The 21,805-nt window shown below is 65.3% G+C and carries 19 protein-coding genes; 6 read left to right on the forward strand and 13 right to left on the reverse strand.

All coding sequences use genetic code 11. The features are described 5' to 3' along the window. Nucleotides 1-309: 309 nt before the first annotated feature. Genes RP6297_RS18080 through RP6297_RS18090 form a run of 3 tightly spaced genes read left to right on the forward strand, consistent with a single transcriptional unit; the run spans nt 310 to nt 3,586 of the window. The gene (locus RP6297_RS18080) at nt 310-1,902 is read left to right on the forward strand and encodes an N-acyl-D-amino-acid deacylase family protein (RefSeq protein WP_009240130.1); all 1,593 of its coding nucleotides are present in this window, start codon (nt 310-312) and stop codon (nt 1,900-1,902) included. Nucleotides 1,903-1,962: 60 nt separating this feature from the next. Continuing rightward, nucleotides 1,963-2,319: a RidA family protein gene (locus RP6297_RS18085; protein ID WP_009240131.1), complete on the forward strand. Its 357-nt coding sequence runs from the start codon at nt 1,963-1,965 to the stop codon at nt 2,317-2,319. Between the two features lie 13 nt (nt 2,320-2,332). Then, entirely contained in the window at nt 2,333-3,586 is a 1,254-nt protein-coding gene (locus tag RP6297_RS18090; protein WP_009240132.1) for an NAD(P)/FAD-dependent oxidoreductase, read from the forward strand. Here the strand turns inward: RP6297_RS18090 and RP6297_RS18095 are convergent. Genes RP6297_RS18095 through RP6297_RS18115 form a run of 5 tightly spaced genes read right to left on the reverse strand, consistent with a single transcriptional unit; the run spans nt 3,583 to nt 9,906 of the window. Next, on the reverse strand, nt 3,583-5,064 hold the full coding sequence (locus tag RP6297_RS18095) for an NAD-dependent succinate-semialdehyde dehydrogenase (protein WP_009240133.1): 1,482 nt from the start codon (nt 5,062-5,064) through the stop codon (nt 3,583-3,585). The two genes, RP6297_RS18090 and RP6297_RS18095, sit on opposite strands and share 4 nt — an antisense overlap. A gap of 20 nt (nt 5,065-5,084) precedes the next feature. Next, nucleotides 5,085-6,170, reverse strand: a complete 1,086-nt coding sequence (locus RP6297_RS18100; protein ID WP_199517409.1) for a tartrate dehydrogenase — start codon at nt 6,168-6,170, stop codon at nt 5,085-5,087. 28 nt (nt 6,171-6,198) lie between these two features. Further along, nucleotides 6,199-7,002 carry a 4-hydroxy-2-oxoheptanedioate aldolase gene (gene hpaI / locus RP6297_RS18105; RefSeq protein ID WP_004632569.1) on the reverse strand — a complete coding sequence of 268 codons (804 nt, stop codon included), beginning with the start codon at nt 7,000-7,002 and terminating at the stop codon, nt 6,199-6,201. Next, a complete protein-coding gene (locus RP6297_RS18110) occupies nt 6,971-8,308 on the reverse strand; it encodes an MFS transporter (RefSeq protein ID WP_009240135.1) in 1,338 nt (445 codons plus the stop codon). The genes hpaI and RP6297_RS18110 overlap by 32 nt, the downstream gene beginning before the upstream one ends. Before the next feature lie 50 nt (nt 8,309-8,358). After that, nucleotides 8,359-9,906: a UxaA family hydrolase gene (locus RP6297_RS18115; RefSeq protein ID WP_037028622.1), complete on the reverse strand. Its 1,548-nt coding sequence runs from the start codon at nt 9,904-9,906 to the stop codon at nt 8,359-8,361. A gap of 161 nt (nt 9,907-10,067) precedes the next feature. On the opposite strand from RP6297_RS18115, the gene RP6297_RS18120 reads away from it, so the two are divergent. Then, on the forward strand, nt 10,068-11,120 hold the full coding sequence (locus RP6297_RS18120) for a LacI family DNA-binding transcriptional regulator (RefSeq protein WP_009240137.1): 1,053 nt from the start codon (nt 10,068-10,070) through the stop codon (nt 11,118-11,120). A 3-nt stretch (nt 11,121-11,123) separates the two neighbouring features. On the opposite strand, the gene RP6297_RS18125 is transcribed toward RP6297_RS18120, so the two are convergent. The 7 genes from RP6297_RS18125 to RP6297_RS18155 all read right to left on the reverse strand — a co-directional run bounded on the left by RP6297_RS18125 (nt 11,124) and on the right by RP6297_RS18155 (nt 18,476). Next, on the reverse strand, nt 11,124-12,602 hold the full coding sequence (locus RP6297_RS18125) for a M81 family metallopeptidase (RefSeq protein WP_009240138.1): 1,479 nt from the start codon (nt 12,600-12,602) through the stop codon (nt 11,124-11,126). A gap of 19 nt (nt 12,603-12,621) precedes the next feature. Further along, nucleotides 12,622-13,875, reverse strand: a complete 1,254-nt coding sequence (locus RP6297_RS18130) for a Zn-dependent hydrolase (protein WP_009240139.1) — start codon at nt 13,873-13,875, stop codon at nt 12,622-12,624. Nucleotides 13,876-13,886: 11 nt separating this feature from the next. Further along, entirely contained in the window at nt 13,887-14,603 is a 717-nt protein-coding gene (locus RP6297_RS18135) for an ABC transporter ATP-binding protein (RefSeq protein ID WP_009240140.1), read from the reverse strand. Further along, nucleotides 14,600-15,370: an ABC transporter ATP-binding protein gene (locus tag RP6297_RS18140; RefSeq protein WP_009240141.1), complete on the reverse strand. Its 771-nt coding sequence runs from the start codon at nt 15,368-15,370 to the stop codon at nt 14,600-14,602. The genes RP6297_RS18135 and RP6297_RS18140 overlap by 4 nt, the downstream gene beginning before the upstream one ends. Further along, nucleotides 15,367-16,335, reverse strand: coding sequence for a branched-chain amino acid ABC transporter permease (locus RP6297_RS18145; RefSeq protein WP_009240142.1), 969 nt, complete (start codon nt 16,333-16,335; stop codon nt 15,367-15,369). The genes RP6297_RS18140 and RP6297_RS18145 overlap by 4 nt, the downstream gene beginning before the upstream one ends. Continuing rightward, nucleotides 16,335-17,192, reverse strand: a complete 858-nt coding sequence (locus RP6297_RS18150) for a branched-chain amino acid ABC transporter permease (protein WP_009240143.1) — start codon at nt 17,190-17,192, stop codon at nt 16,335-16,337. Before RP6297_RS18150 ends, RP6297_RS18145 begins: the two co-directional genes overlap by 1 nt. A gap of 84 nt (nt 17,193-17,276) precedes the next feature. Further along, nucleotides 17,277-18,476, reverse strand: a complete 1,200-nt coding sequence (locus RP6297_RS18155) for an ABC transporter substrate-binding protein (protein WP_009240144.1) — start codon at nt 18,474-18,476, stop codon at nt 17,277-17,279. Nucleotides 18,477-18,832: 356 nt separating this feature from the next. Between RP6297_RS18155 and RP6297_RS18160 the strand changes: the two genes are divergently transcribed. Next, a complete protein-coding gene (locus RP6297_RS18160) occupies nt 18,833-19,690 on the forward strand; it encodes a FadR/GntR family transcriptional regulator (protein WP_009240145.1) in 858 nt (285 codons plus the stop codon). Nucleotides 19,691-19,694: 4 nt separating this feature from the next. On the opposite strand, the gene cynS is transcribed toward RP6297_RS18160, so the two are convergent. Then, the gene (gene cynS / locus RP6297_RS18165) at nt 19,695-20,138 is read right to left on the reverse strand and encodes a cyanase (RefSeq protein ID WP_009240146.1); all 444 of its coding nucleotides are present in this window, start codon (nt 20,136-20,138) and stop codon (nt 19,695-19,697) included. Nucleotides 20,139-20,435: 297 nt separating this feature from the next. Between cynS and RP6297_RS18170 the strand changes: the two genes are divergently transcribed. Beyond that, nucleotides 20,436-21,791, forward strand: a complete 1,356-nt coding sequence (locus RP6297_RS18170) for a carbohydrate porin (protein WP_009240147.1) — start codon at nt 20,436-20,438, stop codon at nt 21,789-21,791. The last annotated feature ends 14 nt before the right edge of the window (nt 21,792-21,805 follow it).

Consider the following 21,805-nt stretch of genomic DNA (forward strand, 5'->3'; position numbering starts at 1 on the left):
TAGCGCGGCATGGATTACTGAATTTCGGCGATTGTGTCATCGGGGCAACGCAGGTGGCCCCCTCTGGAGTGGGGACCGCCGCACATTGTTGCTAATGTCTGTGCAGACCCAATGCCGACAAGGGTTTGCGAGCAATTAATCGTTCTTAATTCAGATGTTGAAATCTCTGAGTGTTGTATCGGCGCCTTAATGTGGGCGCGTCCGCTGGCAAGGGTCAGCATGTCCGCCGCGCATACGAGTCCGAACCATTTGCATGTGATGTGTGCCACAAGGCTCCTTACACTCGCTGCAAACTCACAGGAAGCCGATATGCGCCCACACCGTCTGCCGCAGTGCCTGCTGTCCGCCCTCACCCTGAGCCTGGTGCTTGCGGGTCCAGCCCGAGCCGCGCCGGCGCCTGAACCGGTCGACATCCTGATCCGCAACGGCACCGTGGTCGACGGCCGCGGCGGCGCGCCATTCGTGGCCGACGTGGGTATCCGCCATGACCGCATCGTGCTGGTGCAGCCCTCCGCCGGGGGCGTGCAGGCGAAGACGGTGCTCGACGCGCGCGGGCTGGTGGTCGCGCCGGGCTTTATCGATCCGCATACGCACGCCTATCACAACCTCATCGCCAAAGATCGGCATCAGAACCTGCCCTACCTGCTGCAGGGGGTGACGACGGTGGTGATCGGCAACGACGGCATCGTGCTCGAAGGCGACGGGCCGGATCTCGACCGCATCGGGCCGACGCTCAAGGCGCTGGAAGCCAATCGCATCGGCACCAACGTGGCCATGCTGGTGGGCCACAACGCCGTGCGCCACCGCGTGATGGGCGACGTGGCCCGTGTACCCACCGCTGCAGAACTCAAAGCCATGCAGGGCGTGATGGAAGACGGCATGCGCGACGGCGCCTTCGGCATGTCGACGGGCCTCGTCTATACGCCAGGCGTGTTCGCCAAGACCGACGAGGTGGTCGCGCTGGCCAAGACCGTGGCCGCGCGTGGCGGCATCTACGACACGCACCTGCGCGACGAGGGCAACTTTCGCACCGGCCTCGTCAACGCCGTGAAGGAGGCGCTCGACATCGGCCAGCAGTCGGGCATCCCGATCCACATCTCGCACATCAAGGCGCTCGGTGTGGATTCGTGGGGCAAGAGCGCCGAGATCATCAGCCTGATACGGCAGGCGCAGGGCAACGGCATGAATGTATCGGCAAGCCAGTATCCGTACACTGCGTCGAGCACGCACATCATTCCGGCGCTGGTGCCGGGCTGGGCACGCGACGGCGGCAACGACGCGCTGCTCAAGCGGCTGGAAGACCCCGCCACGCGGGCGCGCATTGCCACCGACATGGAAAAGGCCATGCAACAGCGCAACGGGCCGGCGGCGCAGGTGCTGATCTCCGCCAACCCCGAATACAACGGGCAGTCGCTCGAGGCGCTGGGCAAGAAGCTCGGCGTGAGCCCCGTCGATGCGGCCATCAGCGTGATCCAGCACGGCGGCACGAACATCGTGTCGTTCAACATGAGCGATGCCGACCTGGAAGCGTTCATGCAGCAGGACTTTGTCGTGGGCGGCTCCGACGGTATTGCCGGACACCCGCGCGAAGCCGGCACCTTCGCGCGCCGCATTGGCGAATACGTCACGCGCAAGCACGTGATGACGCTGCCGTTTGCCGTCCGCCAGGCCAGCGCCCGCACGGCCGAAATCTTCGGCATCAAAGATCGCGGCACCGTGCAGACGGGTAAGTTTGCCGACCTGGTCGTCTTCGACCCCGCCACGTACGCCGACCGTGCGAGCTATGAACAACCGGCGTTGCCGCCTGTGGGCGTGCGCTGGGTGCTCGTCAACGGCGCGGTGGCCGTGGCAGATGGCAAGGCGGTGCCGGAGGTGCTGGCAGGGCGGGCGCTGCGCAAGTAAAACGCGGGAGCGCTACCATCGACGTTCCTTTCGCTTTTTTGAATCCACATCCAAATCGACATGACCGACATCCAACGCCTCCACACCAACGCCCGCATGAGCCAGATCGTGATCGCCAACGGCATCGTGCATCTGGCAGGGCAAGTACCCGACGTCGATTTCAAGTCGGTCACCGAGCAGACCAACAACATTCTCGAGCGCATCGACGCCCTGCTGGCTGAAGCGGGTGTCGACAAAACGCGACTGATTTCCGCCAACATCTGGTTGACCGACGCCAAGCACTTCGCCGAGCTGAACGCCGCGTGGGAAGCCTGGGTGCCGGCCGGCCACGCGCCCACGCGCGCCTGCGTGCAGTCGGGCCTGATGCGCAGGGGCATCGATGTGGAAATCGCCGTCACGGCGCTGGCCAAGGGTTAAGGAGCCGGCCGCCATGCGCTTTGACACCCTTGTGCTGGGTGCCGGCATTGTCGGCGTATCGGTGGCGGTGCATCTGCAGAAACGCGGGCGCGCCGTCGCGCTGGTGGACCGCCGTGCGCCGGGCTTTGAGACGTCGTTCGGCAATGCCGGGCTGATCCAGCGCGAGGGTGTGTATCCGTATGCGTTTCCGCGCGACCTGTCGACGTTGTTGCGTTATGCGGGCAACACGTCGGCGGATGTGCATTACCACCCGGGCGATCTACCCCGGTTGCTGCCGTTCTTGTGGCAGTACTGGCGCAACTCGCACCCGACGCGGCACGCGGCGATTGCACGTGCGTATGCGCCGCTGATCGCGCACAGCGTGAGCGAGCACCGCGCGCTGGCCGAAGCCGCCGGTGCCACGCATCTGATCCGGCCCAGCGGCTGGATCAAGGTCTTCCGCAACGCTGCCACGCAGGACAAGGAAACCCGCAACGTCGAGCGTTGGCAGCGCGAATACGGCGTCGCGTTTGAGGCGCTGGACCCGGCGCGCTTGCGCACGGTTGAGCCGCATCTGGACACATCGCTGCTCGGCGGCCTGCGCTATACAGAAGCGGATTCCGTGAGCGACCCGAACGCGCTGGTCACGGCCTACGCAAAGCATTTCGAGCAACTCGGCGGCCGCCTGTTTGAAGCCGACGCCAACACGCTGACGCCCAACGCGCCGTGGCTGCTGCAAACGAAGGAAGGCGAGCTGCGCGCCGACAACGTCGTCATTGCCATGGGCCCCTGGGCGGACGTCCTCACCTCACGCCTGGGCTACAGCCTGCCGCTGGCCGTCAAGCGCGGGTATCACATGCACTACGCGCCCGCGCACGGTGCGCAGTTGAACCATCCCGTGCTTGATGCCGACGGCGGTTATGTGCTGGCACCGATGGCGCGCGGCATCCGGCTGACGACCGGCGCGGAACTCGCACACCGCGATGCACCGAAGACGCCCGTGCAGCTCAACGCCGTCGAGCCCATCGCCCGCAAGCTCTTTCCGCTGGCCGAACGTGTGGATGCGGAACCCTGGCTTGGCGCCCGCCCCTGCACGCCCGACATGCTGCCGATCATCGGGCCTGCTCCGCACCATCCAAGCCTGTGGTTTGCGTTCGGGCATGCACACCATGGCCTGACGTTGGGCCCGATCACCGGGCGATTAATTGCGGAAATGATGACGGGCGAGACACCGACCGTAGATGTTCGCCCGTTCCGTGCACAACGCTTCTGGGATTCAGCGCGCTAGTTCAGCCCGCCCTGGCACAGATACTTGATCGACAGGTAATCGTCGAGCCCGTACTTGGAGCCCTCGCGGCCGTAGCCCGATTCCTTCACGCCGCCAAAAGGCGCCGCCTCGCTGGCGAGCGCGCCTTCATTGATGCCGACGATGCCCGCTTCCAGCGCGCGCGATACACGCTCGATGCGGCGGATGTCCTGCGTGTAGAAGTACGAGGCGAGCCCAAACGGCGTGTCGTTGGCGGCCTGCACGGCTTCGGCTTCATCGACGAAGCGGAACAGCGGCGCAACGGGGCCGAACGTCTCTTCGCCGCACAGGGCCATGCTGCTATGGGCGTCGGCCAGCACGGTGGGCGCATAGAAGTGTTCGCCAACGTCCGGCAGGCGCTTGCCCCCGGCCAGCACGCGCGCACCGTTGGCAACGGCGTCCTGCACGTGGCGTTCGATCTTGTCGACGGCGCGGGCGTTGATCATCGGGCCGATCTGCGCATCCGGATCGGTGGCGGGCGCGACTTTCAGCGCGGAAACCCGCTCGGCCAGCATGGCGCCAAAGCGCTCATACACGCCGGCCTGCACGTAGACGCGGTTGGGGCACACGCACGTCTGGCCGCCGTTGCGGAACTTGGCCGCCAGCAAACCCGTGATGGCCGCATCAAGGTCCGCGTCGTCAAACACGATGAACGGCGCGTTGCCGCCCAACTCCAGCGACAGCTTCTTTAGCGTGCCCGCCGATTCGTGCGCCAGATACTTGCCCACCGGCGTCGAGCCCGTGAAGGTGATCTTGCGCACGCGGCTGTCGTGCAGCCAATCGGCCACGGCCTCGATGCCGCGCTCACGCGAGGCCGAGATCATGTTCAGCACGCCCGGCGGCAGCCCGGCCTCCTGCGCAAGCTGCGCCAGCGCGAGCGCCGTGAGCGGCGTGTCTTCCGCCGGCTTGGCGACCACGGTGCAGCCCGCCGCCAGCGCCGGCGCGATCTTGCGCGCAATCATCGCCAGCGGGAAATTCCACGGCGTGATGGCCGCCACGATGCCGACGGGCTCCTTGACGGCGCTCATGCGCTTGCCGCGCTGCTGCTGCGGGATCAGGTCGCCGTAGATGCGCGTGGCCTCGTCGGCAAACCAGGCGACGTACGAGGCGCCGTACATGACCTCGCCGCGCCCTTCGGCAAACGGCTTGCCCTGCTCCAGAGAAATCAGCCGCCCCAGCGCGTCGGCATTGGCAACGATGGCCGCGTGCCAGCGGCGCAAGATGGCAGCGCGTTCGGCAGGCAGCCTGTCGCGCCACGCGGGAAAGGCGCGGGCTGCCGCGTCGGTGGCGGCACGCGCGTCGGCAACGCCGCTATCGGGCACGTTGGCGATGAGGCTGCCGGTGGCCGGGTCCGTCACGGCAAAGCGTGCGCCGTCGGTGCCGTCCACCCACTGGCCCTCGATCAGGTTGTCGGTGCGCACGAGCCCCGTCTGGCGGAGTTGGTCGAAGCTGAAAGCCATCATCGATTCCTTCTCGTCGCTCAACCCAGGTGCGCGGCAATCGCCTCGCCCACCTGAGTGGTGTTGGCAGTGCCGCCCAGGTCCGGTGTGCGCGGGCCTTCTTTCAGGACGGTCTCGATGGCCGCGACGATGGCGTCGTGCGCCGCACGCCCCGCGCCCTGCCCTTGCGTGAGGAAGTCCAGCATCAAGGCGCCCGACCAGATCATTGCAATCGGGTTGGCGATGTTCTTGCCGTAGATGTCCGGCGCCGAGCCGTGCACGGGCTCGAACAGCGACGGGAACGTGCGATCGGGGTTCAGGTTGGCGGAAGGCGCCAGCCCGATCGTGCCGGTGGTGGCCGGGCCAAGATCGGACAGGATGTCGCCGAATAAATTAGTGGCAGCCACCACGTCGAAGCGGCCCGGCTGCAGCACGAAGCGCGCGGTCAGGATGTCGATGTGCTGCTTGTCGAGCGTGACGTCCGGGTAGTTTTGCGCGACTTCCTCCGCGCGCTTGTCCCACCACGGCATGCTGATGGCGATGCCGTTGCTCTTGGTGGCGAGCGTCACATGCTTGCGCTGGCGGCTCTGTGCGAGGTCGAACGCGAACTTCAGTAGCCGCTCTGCGCCCTTGCGCGAGTAGACCGATTCCTGGATCACGATCTCGCGGTCGGTGCCTTCGTACATGATGCCGCCGAGCGATGTGTACTCGCCTTCGGTGTTCTCGCGCACGACGTAGTAGTTGATGTCGCCGGGCTTGCGATTGGCGAGCGGGCACGGCACGCCTTCAAACAGGCGCACGGGGCGCAAGTTGATGTATTGATCGAACTCGCGGCGGAACTTGAGCAGCGAGCCCCACAGCGAAACGTGATCGGGCACGGTGGCCGGCCAGCCGACCGCGCCGAACAGGATGGCGTCCATGCCTTGCAGTTGCTGCTTCCAGTCGTCCGGCATCATCTGGCCGTGCTGCTGGTAGTAATCACAACTGGCCCAGTCGATGTACTGGGTCTCGAGGCTGATGCCGAAGCGGCGCGCGGCCGCTTCGAGCACGCGCAGGCCTTCGGGCATCACTTCGCGGCCAATGCCGTCGCCGGGGATCACGGCGATCCGGTAAGTCTTGCGGGTCATGTCAGATCCGTTGGAAAGAGAAGAACGATCAGGCGGTTTGCGGCGCGATGAAGTCTCGCGCGAGCTTGCGGGCGCCGTTGGCGAACAGGAGGATGTCGATGCCGGTGGCGACAAAGGTGCAGCCGAGTTCCAGGTAGTGGCGTGCGAGCACGGGGTCGGATGTGAGCGTGCCGGCTGCCTTGCCCGACGCGATGATCGTGCGCATGGCGTTGTCGATGGCGGCCTGCACCTCCGGATGGCCGGCATTGCCGCGATGGCCCATCGACGCGGCCAGATCGGCCGGGCCGATGAAGACGCCGTCCACGCCATCCACGGCGCAAATGGCTTCGAGGTTCTGCAGAGCGATCACGGTTTCGGCTTGCACGAGCAAGCAGGCTTCGTCATCAGCCACTTGCAGGTAGTCGGTGCGGGCGCTCCAACGCGATGCACGGCCTACCGCGCTGCCCACGCCACGAATGCCGAACGGCGGGTAGCGCACCGCACGCACGAGATCGCGCGCCTGTTCCGCCGTATCCACCATCGGCACCAGCAGCGTGCGTGCGCCAATGTCGAGCAGGCGCTTGATGAGGGCGGGATCGCCGCTGTACGGCCGCACGATGGGCTCGGCACGGTACGGCGCCACGGCCTGCAGTTGCGCGAGGATCGTGCGCACGTCGTTCGGAGCGTGCTCGCTGTCGATCAGCAGCCAATCGAAGCCGGCCGTGGCACTCACCTCCGCCAGGTACGGATCGCTCATCGCCAGCCAGAAACCGATCTGGCGTTGCTTGGCGGCCAGCGCGGCCTTGAAACTGTTCGGTCGGTTAAGCGCGGGCGTCTGCATTGCGTTGGTCATGCGAATGATGTGTTTCAGGAGTGGGCTCGAAGCTGATGGGTTCCACCTTGCCGAGCAGGAAGAGGTAATTCAGGATCGCGAGGCCGATCAGTGCGGCGGAGAACACCAGCGCCGGAATGAACGAGCCCGTGGCACCCACGATGGCGCCGGTGACGATCGGGCCGACCACGCCTCCAATATTCGACACGCTGTTCTGCAGGCCCGCCACCATCGACACGTTGTTGCCCGGCGCCACATCCGCCGGAAGCGCCCACACCTGCGACGCCGCCACGGTCGTGCCAGACTTCGCGACGCACAGCAGGATGACTGCCACAACGGCCGACTGTGCGAACGCCGCCAGCCCGATGCTCGACGCCATCACGAGACCGATGATAAGGAACAGCTTGCGCGTGGCCGTGAGCGAAAGCTTGCCCGACGCATACACGCGGTCCGACGCCCAGCCCGCGAACACCTCCACGAACATCGAGACGAACAGCGGCAGCGACGCCATGAGGCCCATCTGCATCAGGCCCATGCCGCGTTCCTTGACGAGGTACGTCGGCAGCCACGTGATGAAGAAGTACGAGTTGTAGTTGATCATGAAGAAGCCGATGCACATCGCCCAGATGTTCCGGTGCGTAAGCAGCTTCGTCCAGGGCACCTTGGGTTCATCCTTGCGGGCTGGCGGCAGGCCGCGTTGGATGTGGGCCAACTCAGCGGCGTTCACGCCTTTGTGCGCTTCGGGCGTTTCCTTGAACACCGCCCACCACACCACTGCCCACACGATGCCCAGCCCGCCTGTCACGGCAAAGGTGATCTTCCAATCGAACATCACCAACAGCCACGCGATAAGCGGCAAGGCGACGGCGCTACCCAACTTTGAGCCGCTATCGAAAATGGCCGCCACCGTGGCGCGTTCCTGTTTGGGGAACCAGCGCCCCGTGATGCCCGCGCTGCTCGGATACGCACCTGCCTCGCCGATGCCCAACGCCACACGCAGGCCCACCAGCGACTTGAAACCGTTTGCCAGGCCCGTCAACGCCGTCGCAACAGACCACCACAGCACCGCAAACCCGAGCACCTTCTTTTGCCCGAAGCGGTCGGCCAGAATGCCGGCCGGCAACTGCAGCAGCGCATACGACCAGAAGAACGCCGACATGACGACGCCCATTTCCACCGCGCTCAGGTGGAATTCCTTCTGGATGTGCGGCGCGGCGGCCGACAGCACGGTGCGGTCGATGTAGTTGATGGCAATCGCCGCCCACATGAGGCCGGCGACAACCCAGCGCACTTTCGAGCGCGGGCCGCCTTGTGACGTGTCCTGCATGGTTTGTCTCCTGTTTTGTAGTAGGTGATGCGTGCCTTCGAGTCGAGGCGCTAACTCACGATGCCCATGTGCCACGGCACGAATTCATGGTCTCCAAGGCCGAGCAGTTCGCTCTTGGTGCGCTCGCCCGAGGCGGTACGCAGGATGTGTTCGAAGATGTCCTGTCCCATCTCTTCCACCGAACGTTCGCCGTCGAGAATGCGGCCGCAATTGATGTCCATGTCTTCTTCAAACCGGCGGAACATGGGCGTGTTGCTGGCGAGCTTGATCGTCGGAGCGGGTTTCGAGCCGAACATCGAGCCGCGTCCCGTGGTGAAGCAGATCAGGTTGGCGCCGCTGGCAATCTGGCCCGTCACGGCAACGGGGTCGTAGCCGGGGGAATCCATGAAGACAAAGCCCGCGCGGTCGATGGGCTCGGCGTATTCGTACACGGCTTGCAGCGGCGTGGTGCCGCCCTTCATGGCCGAGCCGAGTGATTTTTCGAAGATGTTGGCCAGACCGCCCTGCTGGTTGCCGGGCCCAACCACGCCGTTGAACTGGCCGTTGTGGCCGCGCGTGTAGTTCTCCCACCAGGCCAGCCGATCGAGCAGCTTCTGGCCGACTTCGGGCGACACCGCGCGGCGCGTGAGCATGGTTTCCACGCCGTGGATCTCCGGCGTTTCCGACAGGATGGCCGTGCCGCCATGGCGCACCAGCAAATCCATCGCCGCACCGAGCGCGGGGTTGGCGGTGATGCCCGAGAAGCCATCGGAGCCACCGCACTCCAGGCCGATCTTGATATGACTGGCCGATACCGGGCGGCGAACGATGTCGTTGGCCGCCGGCAGCATCTTCTCGATGGCCGCGATGCCCGCCTCGATGGTGGCGCGCGTGCCGCCGGTGTCCTGCATCACCAACGTGTGCATCAGGTTGCCGGTTTTCAGGCCCTGACTGGTCATCAGATCTGCCACCTGGTTGCGCTCGCAGCCCAGTCCGACAATCAGCACACCCGCCAGGTTCGGATGCCGCGCGTAGCCCGCCAGCGTGCGGCGCAGCACATCGAAATGCTCGGATGGCGACGACATCCCGCAGCCGCTCGTCTGCGCAAATGCCACCACGCCATCCACATTGGGAAACAGCGCGAGGCGCTCCGGCGTGAACCATGCCGCAATGTTCTTGATGACGGTAGACGAGCAGTTGACCGACGCCAGGATGCCGATGAAGTTGCGCGTAGCCACGCGGCCATCGGGGCGGACGATGCCATTGAACGTAGCGCGCTGCGCCTCTGGGATGTAATCGACCGGGCGCACATCCAGACCGAAGCCCGGGTCGCGTGCGTAGTCGATCAGCTCGACGTTGTGCGTGTGGACGTGTTCGCCCGCCGCGATGTCGCGTGCGGCGCGCCCGATGATCGTGTCGTACTTGCGGATGGCTTCGCCCTGGGCGATTCGCCGCGCGGCGATCTTGTGGCCGGCCGGCACCTGCGCGCGCAGGCGCACCGTCGTTCCGTTGATCGACAGGTTTGCGCCGAGCGACAGCCCTTCGCGCGCAATCAGCACGTTGTCTGCCGCGTTCAGCTGAATCAGCGGCCCAGCGTACGCTGGGGTTGCCTGCAACATCCTTTGCTCCTCCGGGCTGTCTTCTCGTGCAGCCGCAGTCGATCGTGAGTTTTGATGTTACCGGTTTATGTAACCGGTAACATTAGAGCAATCGTAGTCTGGTTTTGCGATAATTGCTAGCCCCTTTTTCCCTGTGTTTCCCCAATCGGCCCATCGATCACGTGACCAAGTCCACCATCGTGTCCCTCGTAGAAACCGCGCCGGCAGCCCCACGCCGTGCGCGCAAGAACACCGGGCGCGTCACTCTGAGCGACCTTGCCAAGCTGGTGGGTGTGACCAAGGTGACGGTGTCCCGTGCGCTGAACACGCCGGAGCTGGTGTCGGGCGACACGCTCGAGCGCGTGCGCGAAGCGGTGCGGCAGACCGGCTATACGCCGGACCTCGTGGCCGGCTCACTGGCATCCAACCGCAGCCGGTTGATCGTCGCGCTCATCCCGACGATTGCGGGCAGCGTGTTTCAGGAAACGGTCGCGGCGCTGACCACCGAGTTGGCTGCTGCGGGCTATCAATTGCTGATCGGCCAGAGCGGCTATGACGAATCACGCGAAGATGCACTGCTCGATGCGATCGTCGGACGGCGCCCTGCGGGCATCGTGCTGACCGGTGTGGTGCACTCCGCCAGCGTGCGACAGAAGCTGCAGGCGGCCGGCGTACCGGTAGTGGAAACCTGGGACATCACGCGCAACCCGCTGGACATGCTGGTGGGCTTCTCGCACCAGAAGGTCGGCCAGGCGGCGGCGCGCTATCTGAAGCAACGCGGCGCAAAGCGCCCCGCCGTCATCACGCCGAGCGACCGCCGTGCACAGGCCCGCGCGCAGGCCTTCGTGAAGGCGTTCGGCTCAGAGGCCTACATTCCCGTGATGGCCGCCGAATCCCCCGCCAGCCTGGGCGACGGCCGGCGTGCACTGGGTACATTGCTAGAGCAGCATCCGGACACCGACGCCATTTTCTGCGGCGCAGACATCCTTGCGCTCGGCGTGCTGATGGAGGCGGAACATCGCGGCATTGCCGTGCCGGCGCAACTCCGCGTGGTCGGCTACGGCGACCAGGTGTTCGCCAAAGACACCACGCCCGCGCTCACCACCATCCGCATCGACGGCACAGGCATCGGCAAGCTGGCAGCGACGTTGCTGATCAACCGCATCGAACACGGCGACGAAGAACGGCGCACGGTCGATGTGGGTTTCACCCTCGTTGAGCGCGACAGCGCGTAGCGCTTAGGCAGGCACCGCGTCCGCATCGAGCGGAAACACGGGCCGCTGCACCTTCACAAACGGAAAGCGGGTGTAGTCCGAACTCGTCACGCCGCCGCCATCGCACTCCACCACGGCCTTGGCAATCGGCACGAACACGGGCCGGCAATACATGCGCGACTTCAACAGCACGAAGCGCGCGGCATGCGGGTCCACGCCGATGTGCGTGAAGATGCCGAGGTCCCAATGCTCCTGCGGCGTCTCCGTGACGACGATCTGCGCCGCGCCGATGTCGAGCAGCGCCGTTCGGCCCATGCGGATGCGCTGGCCCGTATAGGTCGGCCCCGTGATGGTGTATTCGCCGTCGCTGATGGCGACAACCTTGCCCGTCAGCGCGCGCGGCACGGGGTAGATGCCGAGCTGCACAAGCGGCACCTTGTCGCCGACCGGGAGCGTGACCGTGGCACCCTCGCCCGCCTCGATCATCGCCGCGACGGCTTCCGGGTCGCACACCGGCCCGACAGCGATGCCGCTCAAGCCTTGCCGCAACGCTTCGTGCAGGACGTGCATGTCGTCGCACGTGCCGCCGGACATGCAGTTGTCGCCATGGTCGAGTAGCAGCACGGGGCCGCTGCCCGGGGCATCGGCCAACTTGGCTGCGCGCGCGATCGATTCGGTCAACGGTTCGGAGCGGTAGACGAACCCTTCGCGATCCCCCCAGATGGCATCGGCAATGCGTTGCGCCGCGGCGTCGGCGGCATGTTTGTCGCCGTTGCCGACCACCACGACAGAAAGGCACGGCGCGGCAATGTCCGCCAGCCCGAATCCGGCCAGGATCGACACGGCCAGCATGCCGTCAGTCTCGGCCTGCTTTGCGAGCGCCACGGCGCGGTGCATCGCGCCTTCGTCGGTGCGGCTGCGCAGGGTATGCGTGACCATCGGCAGGCGGCGCCACGCGAGCACGGGGTTCGCGCGGCCGGCCAGCTTGTCGAACAGCAAACGGCCGGCGTGCTCCCCGGTTTCGTACATGTCAACGTGCGGATACGTCTTGAAACTGACTGCGATGTCGGCCAAGTCAATGAACTTCTGCGTGAGATTGCCGTGCAAGTCGAGCGCGACGGCAATTGGGACGTCGGGCACCACCGCGCGCAGACGTTCAAGCAGATCGCCCTCGCCGTCGTCGCTGTTCTCCGCGACCATCGCGCCGTGCAGGTCGAGCAACAGCGCATCGCACCCAGGCGCCGCCGCGACGATGGCGTCGCACAACGTTGTGTACGCCTCGGCAGCGACGCGTCCGCTGGGGTTCGCTCCGGCCACGACGGGCACGACGATTTCGGCGCCCGCCGCCTCCGCCAGATCAATGAACGCGCCGGCCGCCGTGCGCGTGCCCTTGGCGGCGCGGTACGCGTCGGCGCCGTAGTGCGGATGGAACGATGCCAGCGGTGTCGGTACCGGTGAGAACGTATTCGTCTCGTGATTGAAGCGGGCGATCAGGATGCGCATGAGCGGTCGGGTGATGGTGTCAAACGCGGCCAGCGGCCTGCAGCATCGCGTGCAGCAGCACGTTGGCCCCGGCTTCAAGATGTTCGGGGCGGGCGTCTTCGATCTCGTTGTGGCTGATGCCGTCCTTGCACGGCACGAAGATCATCGCGGTGGGGGCCACACGCGCCAGATAGACCGCGTCATGGCCCGCGCCGCTGATCACGTCCATCTCCGACAACCCCAACTGCCGCGCGCCGCTGCGCACCGCGTTCACCAGCGTGGCGTCAAACGGCTGCGGCGGGAAGTACACGACCTGGCGCAATGCGATGTCGATGCCGCTGCGTGTGCGCAACTCCGCCACCGCCTCATGCAGTGCCGCATCCATGTCGGACAACACCGCGTCGTCGGCCGCGCGGAAGTCGATCGTCATCGATACCTGCCCCGGAATCACGTTGCGCGAATCCGGATGCACGCTCAGGCAGCCCACCGTGGCGCGCGCATGCGGCGGGCGCTCGAGCGCGATGCGGTTGGCAATGCCGACGAGTTCTGCGGCGGGCAACAACGCATCGCGGCGCAGCTCCATCGGCGTGGGGCCGGCGTGCGCTTCCATGCCGGTCAAGACCACGTCGTACCAGCGCTGGCCGAGCGCGCCCGTCACCACGCCGATGGTCTTGCCGTGTGCCTCCAGCACCGGCCCTTGTTCGATATGCGCTTCGAAGTAGGCACCGACGGCTCGGCCGCCAACAGACTCACTCCCCGCATAGCCGATACTGCGCAGCGCCTCGCCCACGGCCACGCCGTCGCGGTCCTGCGCGGCCAGCACGGCATCCAGCGCAAACTCGCCGATGAACGCGCCGGAGCCCATCATCACCGGCACGAAGCGCGAACCTTCTTCGTTGGTCCACACGGCCACTTCGATAGGCGCTTCCGTTTCGATGCCCGCATCGTTGAGCGCGCGCACCACCTCGATGCCGGCGAACACGCCGTAGTTGCCGTCGAACTTGCCGCCGGTCGGCTGCGTGTCGATGTGGCTGCCGGTCATGACGGGCGGCAGCGCGTTGTTGTGTCCAGGCCGGCGCGCGAACAGGTTGCCGATGGCGTCCACACGCACGGCGCAGCCTGCGGCTTCGGCCTGTGCAACGAAGAAATCGCGGCCTTGCCGGTCGAGATCGGTCAACGCGAGGCGGCGCACGCCGCCCTTGGGCGTGGCGCCGATGCGCGCCTGCTGCATGAGCGTGTCCCACAGGCGTGCGCCGTTGATGCGCAAAGTGGTGTCGAGTTGCGTGGTCGTCATGATGTGTACGTTTAAGCGGCCAGGCCGACGCCGAGGTAGCGGTCCTTGATGGCGTCGTCGGCGCGGAAGGCTTCGTTGGTGCCGGTGTAGACCACGCGGCCCTGTTCGATGATCACGTGGCGATCGGCGAGCTGCGTGCAGACTTCGAGGTTCTGTTCGACCAGCAGGATGGATACGCCCGCCTGCTTGATGACCTTCAGCTGCGCGACGATCTCCTCCACGATGACGGGGGCCAGACCTTCGACCGGCTCGTCGAGCATCAGCAGGCGCGGGTGGTTCATGAGCGCGCGGCCGATGGCGAGCATCTGCTGCTCGCCGCCCGATAGGTTGGCGCCACCGTTACGCCGCCGCTCATGCAGTCGCGGGAAGATGCGATAGATGTCAGCCAGCTGCCACGGAGAATCGCGCCGCGCGCCGAGCTTCAGGTTCTCTTCTACCGTCAGCAGCTTGAAGATGCCGCGATGCTCCGGCACCAGGCACAGGCCCTGCGCGGCAATGCGGTGCGGCGGCTGCCCAGCGATGTCCTTGCCACGAAAACGCACTTGCCCGCCGCGCGGCGTGACGACGCCGGCAATCGCTTTGAGCGTGGTCGATTTTCCAGCGCCATTGCGGCCGAGCAGCGTCACCAGTTCGCCCTCGCCCACCGTGAGCGCCACGCCCTGCAGCACGTGGCTCTTGCCGTAATAGCCGTGGAGGTCTGCAACGTCGAGAATCGCCGTCGTCGTCATGCTTTACCTCCCGTGATCATGTTGCCGAGATACGCGGCGCGCACGCGCGGATCCGCCCGCACGGCATCGGGCGTGCCCTCCATGAGCACCTTGCCCTGCTGCATGACGGTGATCATGTCGGAGATGTCCATCACGATGTCCATGTTGTGTTCGATCAGCACGACCGTGTGATCCTGCGCGAGGCCGCGAATGAGCGCCTTCATGGCGGGCAGGTCGTCCACGCCCATGCCGGAGGTGGGTTCATCCAGGAAGATCGCGCGCGGGTTGGCGGCCAGCGCCATGCCCACTTCCAGCCGGCGCTGCTGGCCGTGCGAAAGGACGGCGGCCGGCGTGTCGGCCAGGCGCGGCAATTCAAGCCGATCGAGCACGCGGTCGACCGTGTCGGCGCAGGCCAGCTCGCCCTGCGGCAGGCGCCAGCCGTGCAGGGCACGACGCGGCGTGGTGCCGAGTGCGGCGAGGCGCAGGTTCTCACGCACGGAAAGGCTCGGGAACAGGCTCGTCACCTGGAACGAACGCGCAATGCCACGCTGCACACGCTGGTAGTCGGCTTCACGCGTCACGTCGTGGCCATCGAAAACGATGGTGCCGCTGGTGATCATGCGTGTGCCCGTGAGCATGTGGAACAGCGTGGTCTTGCCCGCGCCGTTGGGCCCGATGACGGAATGGACCGTGCCGGGCATCACACGCAAGTCAACGCCGCCCAGTGCGGTGAACTTGCCGTACTGCTTGACGATGCCGGCGGCCTGGAGGATGGGCGTGGTGGTCATGCGCGCTCCTCCTGCACCGCGGGTGCCTGACGCGGTGCGCGCACGCGCTGCCACAGCTTCTGCCCGAGCCCGAACAGCCCGCGCTGCATGAACAGGCTCACCGCAATCAAGAGGAAGCCCAGCAGCATCAGCCAGCGCGGCCACAGGCTGGAGAGCCAGTCCGACAGCAACACATAGAACGCTGCGCCCAACACCGAGGCAAACACGTTGCCCGTGCCGCCGATCACGGTCATCACCAGAATCATCTCGCTGACGTGGTAGTCGATATTGGCCAGCGGCGCGATGCCCGTGAGCATGGCGTGCAAGGCGCCCGCCAGCCCCGTCACCGCACCGGAGATGACAAACGCGAGCAGCTTGAAGGCGCGCACGTTGTAGCCGACGGCGAGCGCACGTTCTTCGTTGTCGCGAATGGCCAGCAGCGTGCGGCCAAACACCGATTCCGTCACACGCTGCACGAGGAAGAACACGACGAGGAACAGCGCCGCGACAAACGCGTAGAACGCCCACGGTGACGCCGCAAACGCCGGACGCGGAATGTCCAGCAGGCCGTTGTCTCCGCCTGTGAGCGACGGCGTGGTGTAGGCCAGGAAATAGAACATCTGCGAGAAGGCCAGCGTCAGCATGACGAAGTACGTGCCGCGCTGGCGGATGGCAAACCAGCCGACCACCGCCGCCACGACCGCGCCCACCACCACGGCCAGGACAAGCGCCACCGGCATCGGCAGCGCCAGTTGTGTGAGGCCGATGCCCACGGCATAGCTGCCGAGCCCGAAGAAGATGCCTTGCCCGAACGACAGCAGCCCCGTGTAGCCGAGCAGCACGTTGCAGGCCATCACCGCCATCGCGTAGACGAGCACTTCGGTGGCCAATGTGCCGGACGTCAGCACCAGCGGCAGCAGCAACGTCACGCCCAGCGCCAGCCACCAGAAGCGATGACGCGAAATTCCATTGAATGCGGCTTGCATCATCCCCTCCCCAGCAGGCCGTGCGGGCGCAGCAGCAGCACGGCCGCCATCGCCACGTAGATCATCAGCCGCGCGCCCTCGGGCCACAGCGTGCTCATCAGGCTCTGCACGATGCCGACCAGCAGGCCGCCAACCAGCGCCCCCGCAAAGCTACCCATGCCGCCCACCACCACAACCACGAAGGCGACGCCGAGGGCCTCCACGCCCATGAAGGGCTCCGCGCCGCGAATGGGCGCAGCCAGCACACCGGCCACCGCCGCCGTCGCCGCGCCCAGTGCAAACATCAAGCTGAACAGGCGGAATACGTTGATGCCGAGCAGCGAGACCATCTCGGTCGATTCACTGCCCGCGCGCACCGCGCTGCCCAGGCGCGTGCCCTCCAGCAGCCACCACAGCGCGAGCGCCAGCACGGCGGTAAAACCGATGACGAACAGGCGGTATTTCGGGTAGACGAAATCGCCCCACATCACCACGCCCTGCAAGGCATCGGGCGCCGGTACATCCACGCCCAGCGGCCCCCACGCCACGATGATGAGTTCCTGCACGACCAAGGCCAGACCCACGGTGACGAGGATGTGGAATTCGTGCGCCTGCGCGTAGACGTGGCGCAGCAGCACTTTCTCCGTCACCCAGGCCAGCGCGCCGATGACGATGGGCGCAAGCACGAGCGCCAGCCAGAAATCCATGCCCATCTGCAGGGCCTGGAAGCAGAGATACGCGCCCAGCGCATAAAACGCGCCGTGGGCGAAATTGACGAAGCGCAACAGCCCGAAGATGATCGACAGCCCTACCGCCAGCAGAAAGTAGAGCATGCCGATCCCCACGCCGTTGACGACCTGGAGCAGGTAGACATTCATTGCGTTGACCGAAATGGCACTCAGGAAGACAAGCGCCCGTGCTTCAACAGCTGAAGCCAGCCGGGCGTGCGGCAGATCAGACCCTCAGGCCAGCTTGCAGTGCGTCTGTTCGACCGGCAGGAAGGCCTTGCCGACGGCGACCACTTCGGCAAAGTCGTCCTTGTCCTTCATGCGGCTCTTGGGCTTGCCCTTGAGCAGGTAGTAGTTCTTGAGCACCTGGTGGTCGGCCGCGCGAATTTCTTCGGGGCCCGTCAGGCCGTCGTACTTCATGCCCTGCAGCGCGGCAATCACGGCCTTCGGATCGGCGCTGCCGGCCTTGGCCATCGCGTCGAGCAGGATCTTGGTGCAGGTGTACGAGCCTGCCAGGCTGTAGTTCGGGTTGGTCTTGAACGCCGCCTGCGTGCGCTTGACCAGATCGCGGTTGGCGGGCGTATCGACGTCGTGCCAGTACTGCGCGCCGAAGTACACGCCATCGCACAGGTCGGCGCCGAGCGATTCGAACTGCTCCAGGCCAGACGCCCACGCCACCAGGATCGTCGTGTTCTTCTTCATGCCGAAGCTCACCGCCTGGCGCAGCGTGTCGGACGATTGCGAACCGAAGTTCAGGATCAGCAGCACGTCGGGCTTGGCGGCCATCGCGTTGGTCAGGTAGCCGCTGAATTCCTTCTCGGTGAGCGCGTGATAGCTGTTGCCCACATGCTCGATGCCCTTTTCCTTGAAGATGTTCTTGGCCGCGGAGAGCAACCCGTCGCCAAACACGTATTGCGGCGTGATGGTGTACCAGCGCTTGGCCTTGGGCATCGACTCGATGAGCGGGCGCACGGTGCGCTCGATGGCGCCGTATGTGGGCACCGACCAGCGGAAGGTCGCGCGGTTGCAGTCCTTGCCGGTAATTTCATCGGCGCCCGCGGTCGTGATGAACACCCCGCCGAACTTCTCCGCCTCCTTGCCCATCGCGAGCGACTCGGACGACAGGATGCCGCCCGCGAAGTAGCGCGCGTTCTTCTGCTGCGCGAGTTCCTGGACCTTGCGCACGGCCGTGGCCGGCTTGCCTTCGGTGTCGAGCACGCTATACGCCAGCGGGCGGCCCAGCACCTTGCCGTATTGCTCCACGGCCAGCTTCATGCCCAGGTCGGCGAATTTGCCGTTGGCGGCAAACGGGCCGGACATCGGCACCGGACAGCCCAGTTCAATGGCATCGGCAGCCCACGCAGAACGGGCCTGCAGCAGCGACGCGGGCACGGCGGACAGCGCCGCCAGTTTGAGCAAATCTCGACGATTCAAAGCGCACTCCTCAAGTTCGTGTGAATACAGAACAGCGCTCGGAGCCACCACGGGCGGCAGCTTCCTCCTGGCCTTGACCGGCGAGGTTTTCGCCGACCATCACGCCGAGCAAGAACCAGACCAGTTTTTTTATATTTGTTATGATAAATAGGCGAAATCATCATAGAAGCCGCATCGGCGATGCGTCAACGGCAAAGGCGTCGGTGTTTACTCCAAGGTGTGCGACACGGCCGCCGCGCACGACGATGTGGAAAACCGGTGCGCACGCACGATTGCGGGGCACACATGCACCACGCTTGCCAGTCGGCACGACGCGGCCCCGCAGTTAGAATGCGCGCAACAAGGAACGGACATCCATGGCCACACTCGGATCAGGCAAGACGGCGTCGATCGGCATCCGCAAGCAAAAGCGCGCCGACCTCGTTGCCGAAGAACTCAAGCGGCTGATCACGCAGCGCAACCTCAAGCCCGGCGACAAGCTGCCGCAGGAGATCAAGCTGCAGGAGACCTTCGGAGTCAGCAAGGGCACCATCCGCGAAGCGCTCAAGTCATTGGAGGTGCAGGGGCTGGTGAGCGTGAGCACGGGGCCCGCCGGCGGCGGCACCATCGTCGAGGTGCCGTTGGACCGCACGTTCCAGCTCATGCAGAACTATCTGTTCTTCAAGGACATCGGCATTGCAGACGTCTACACCGTGCGCTGCCTGCTTGAGCCTGAACTGGCCGCGGGCGCGGTGCCGCATCTGACCGAAGACGATTTCCGCGCGCTCGAGCACACCATCGACCTCTGCGACCCAGCGTCGACCAAAGCCGCTGCGCCACTCGACCAGCGTCAGGAAGATCTGAGCTTTCACGACATCCTGGCCGCGGCCAATCCCAACCCGATGCTGCGGTTCTGCTGCGAGTTGATCAACGAGATGATTCGGCAGCTCGTGGTGTTCGGTAACGAAACCTCGCCGAAGGACCACGCGAAGTTCGGCGCCTCCAACGTGAAGTTCCACCGGCAGATTCTGGATGCGGCCCGCGCGCGCGACGCCGACACCGTGCGCGCGCTCATGAGTACGCACATGGACGACTGCACGCATCACGTCACGCGCATGAAGGGCCGCGTGCACGGCCGCCTCGTGCTCGACTCAGAGATGCCGCGCCGCCATCGGCCACTGATCGACGATCACGACGACAGCGGCCACAGCGACCACAGCGAAGACCGCGTGTGACGGTTCAGTAAGTCTTGTAGGGCAGGAACTTGCCGCTCATGACGATGCGCACGCGATCGCCCTTGGGGTCGGGCTCGCGCGTGAGATCCATGTTGAAGTCGATCGCGCTCATGATGCCGTCCCCAAACTCTTCGTGGATCAGCGCCTTGAACGTCGTGCCGTACACGCTGATGAGTTCATAGAAGCGGTAGATCAACGGATCCGTCGGCACCGACGTGGGCAGCGACCCTTTGTACGGCGTCACCTGCAGCAGCATGACGGCCTCTTCGGGCAGATCCAGCGCCGCGCCAACCGCCTTGGCCTGCGCTTCGGTCAGCGTCATCTGCCCGAGCAGCGCTGCGGTGCTCCACTCCTTGCTGTGGCCGATCACTTCGGCCAATTGCGCCCAGCTCAACTGCTTCTTCATCTTCTGCAGGACGATCATTTCGGTCACGTCTTCGCGTTGCATTTCGGCACCTCCGGAGGTTTGGGGGAACGGCGCGCAGCATGAGCAAGGTCGATGCCATGCACGCAGCGCCGCGCCTATGGCGACACTTGGGCCCGGTGTAAAACTTTCCGCACCGCAATATCCGCCCGGCAACGATTTCAAAGCGTTGTGAGAACCCGCGAACTAGGGCAAACCCCGAGATTGACAGCGCTGTCAATTGTGGCCATTCTTGCGTCCGTCGGCTCGCCACACTATTCAGAAGAGAACGCTGACACCGCTGTCATGCATGGCAGACGGTCCAATATCAGGAGACAGTCCATGGAGCTTGAAGCCGCACGTCCGGCCGCACGTCGTCATTCCCGCAACAAGCGCTTTGGTCAACGCGTCGGCGCGTCGGCCATTGCAGCCGCCGTACTCGCGCTGGGCGCAGCCAGTGCCCACGCGTATGACATCACCACCAGCCCCTATCTGACCGGCGACTGGGGTGGCTTGCGCACCCGTCTGGCAGAACAGGGCGTGAACTTTAACCTCGGTTACGGCAGCGAAGTGGCGCACAACTTCAGCGGCGGCACCGAACATCTCACGCGCTACACCGATCAATGGGTCATCGGTACGGCGCTGGACCTGCAGAAACTTGTCGGCTGGCAGGGCGCCACGTTCCAGGCCACCGTCACTGACCGCAACGGCCGCAACCTCGGCAGCGACGCGAACATCGGCAACAACATGCTGATCCAGGAAGTCTATGGCCGCGGCCAGACCTGGCACCTGACGCAGTTCTGGCTGAACCAGAAGCTGCTCAACAACCGGCTGGAAATCAAGGCAGGCCGCGTAACGGTGGGCGAAGACTTCTTCTCGTTCTCGTGCGACTTCCAAAACCTGACGTTCTGCGGCTCGCAACCGGGCAACCTGGTGGGCGGCTACTGGGTAAACTGGCCGACCAGCCAGTGGGGCGCGCGCGCCAAGGTGCACACCTCGGCCGAAACCTATGCGCAGATCGGCGTGTACCAGGTCAACCCGAATTACGTGGATGACGGCTGGGCCCGGCGCAACGGCTGGAAGCTGAACAACCCCGGCGGCACCACCGGCGCGCTGATTCCGCTGGAATTCGGCTGGATGCCCACCATCGAGGGCCGCCCGGGCACGTACCGCGCAGGCGTCTGGTACAACACGTCGAACGGCAAAGACCTGTATGAAGACGTGAACGGCAACGCCCGCGGCATCACCGGCCTGGACGCCAAGCAACGCAGCGGCCAGTACGGCGTCTACCTGAACCTGCAGCAGCAGATCACGGGTGCGCCGGACGGACGCGGCGCCACGGTGTTCCTGAACTTCTCGCAAGCTGATCGCAACACCGCGCAGACCGACCACCAGATCTCGGTGGGCGTGCAGTACAAGGGGCCGTTCGATCGCTTGGCCGACACCGTCGGCTTTGCCGTGGGTGCCACGCACAATAACGGCCGCTATGCCGACTTTGTCCGGCAAACCAACGCACGCACCGGCGCCAATACCGTGGTGGGTGACGGCTACGAATACGTGAGCGAGTTGTATTACAGCTGGTCGCCGGTGAAGTCTGTGTACTTCCGTCCTAATCTGCAGTACATCCTTCATCCGGGCGGCACTTCGCAAAACAAGAATGCCTTCGTCGTCGGCCTGAAGACCGGCGTCACGTTCTAAGAATGCACTTGCGC

The sequence above is a fragment of the Ralstonia pickettii genome (genome assembly GCF_016466415.2).
Taxonomy (GTDB): domain Bacteria; phylum Pseudomonadota; class Gammaproteobacteria; order Burkholderiales; family Burkholderiaceae; genus Ralstonia; species Ralstonia pickettii.

Excerpts from the sequence above, each read along its gene's own strand:
- RP6297_RS18080 (WP_009240130.1), top strand. The coding sequence starts at position 310 with ATGCGCCCACACCGTCTGCCGCAGTGCCTGCTGTCCGCCCTCACCCTG.
- RP6297_RS18085 (WP_009240131.1), top strand. The coding sequence starts at position 1,963 with ATGACCGACATCCAACGCCTCCACACCAACGCCCGCATGAGCCAGATC.
- RP6297_RS18090 (WP_009240132.1), top strand. The coding sequence starts at position 2,333 with ATGCGCTTTGACACCCTTGTGCTGGGTGCCGGCATTGTCGGCGTATCG.
- RP6297_RS18095 (WP_009240133.1), bottom strand. The coding sequence starts at position 5,064 with ATGGCTTTCAGCTTCGACCAACTCCGCCAGACGGGGCTCGTGCGCACC.
- RP6297_RS18100 (WP_199517409.1), bottom strand. The coding sequence starts at position 6,170 with ATGACCCGCAAGACTTACCGGATCGCCGTGATCCCCGGCGACGGCATT.
- hpaI (WP_004632569.1), bottom strand. The coding sequence starts at position 7,002 with ATGACCAACGCAATGCAGACGCCCGCGCTTAACCGACCGAACAGTTTC.
- RP6297_RS18110 (WP_009240135.1), bottom strand. The coding sequence starts at position 8,308 with ATGCAGGACACGTCACAAGGCGGCCCGCGCTCGAAAGTGCGCTGGGTT.
- RP6297_RS18115 (WP_037028622.1), bottom strand. The coding sequence starts at position 9,906 with ATGTTGCAGGCAACCCCAGCGTACGCTGGGCCGCTGATTCAGCTGAAC.
- RP6297_RS18125 (WP_009240138.1), bottom strand. The coding sequence starts at position 12,602 with ATGCGCATCCTGATCGCCCGCTTCAATCACGAGACGAATACGTTCTCA.
- RP6297_RS18130 (WP_009240139.1), bottom strand. The coding sequence starts at position 13,875 with ATGACGACCACGCAACTCGACACCACTTTGCGCATCAACGGCGCACGC.
- RP6297_RS18135 (WP_009240140.1), bottom strand. The coding sequence starts at position 14,603 with ATGACGACGACGGCGATTCTCGACGTTGCAGACCTCCACGGCTATTAC.
- RP6297_RS18140 (WP_009240141.1), bottom strand. The coding sequence starts at position 15,370 with ATGACCACCACGCCCATCCTCCAGGCCGCCGGCATCGTCAAGCAGTAC.
- RP6297_RS18145 (WP_009240142.1), bottom strand. The coding sequence starts at position 16,335 with ATGCAAGCCGCATTCAATGGAATTTCGCGTCATCGCTTCTGGTGGCTG.
- RP6297_RS18150 (WP_009240143.1), bottom strand. The coding sequence starts at position 17,192 with ATGAATGTCTACCTGCTCCAGGTCGTCAACGGCGTGGGGATCGGCATG.
- RP6297_RS18160 (WP_009240145.1), top strand. The coding sequence starts at position 18,833 with ATGGCCACACTCGGATCAGGCAAGACGGCGTCGATCGGCATCCGCAAG.
- cynS (WP_009240146.1), bottom strand. The coding sequence starts at position 20,138 with ATGCAACGCGAAGACGTGACCGAAATGATCGTCCTGCAGAAGATGAAG.
- RP6297_RS18170 (WP_009240147.1), top strand. The coding sequence starts at position 20,436 with ATGGAGCTTGAAGCCGCACGTCCGGCCGCACGTCGTCATTCCCGCAAC.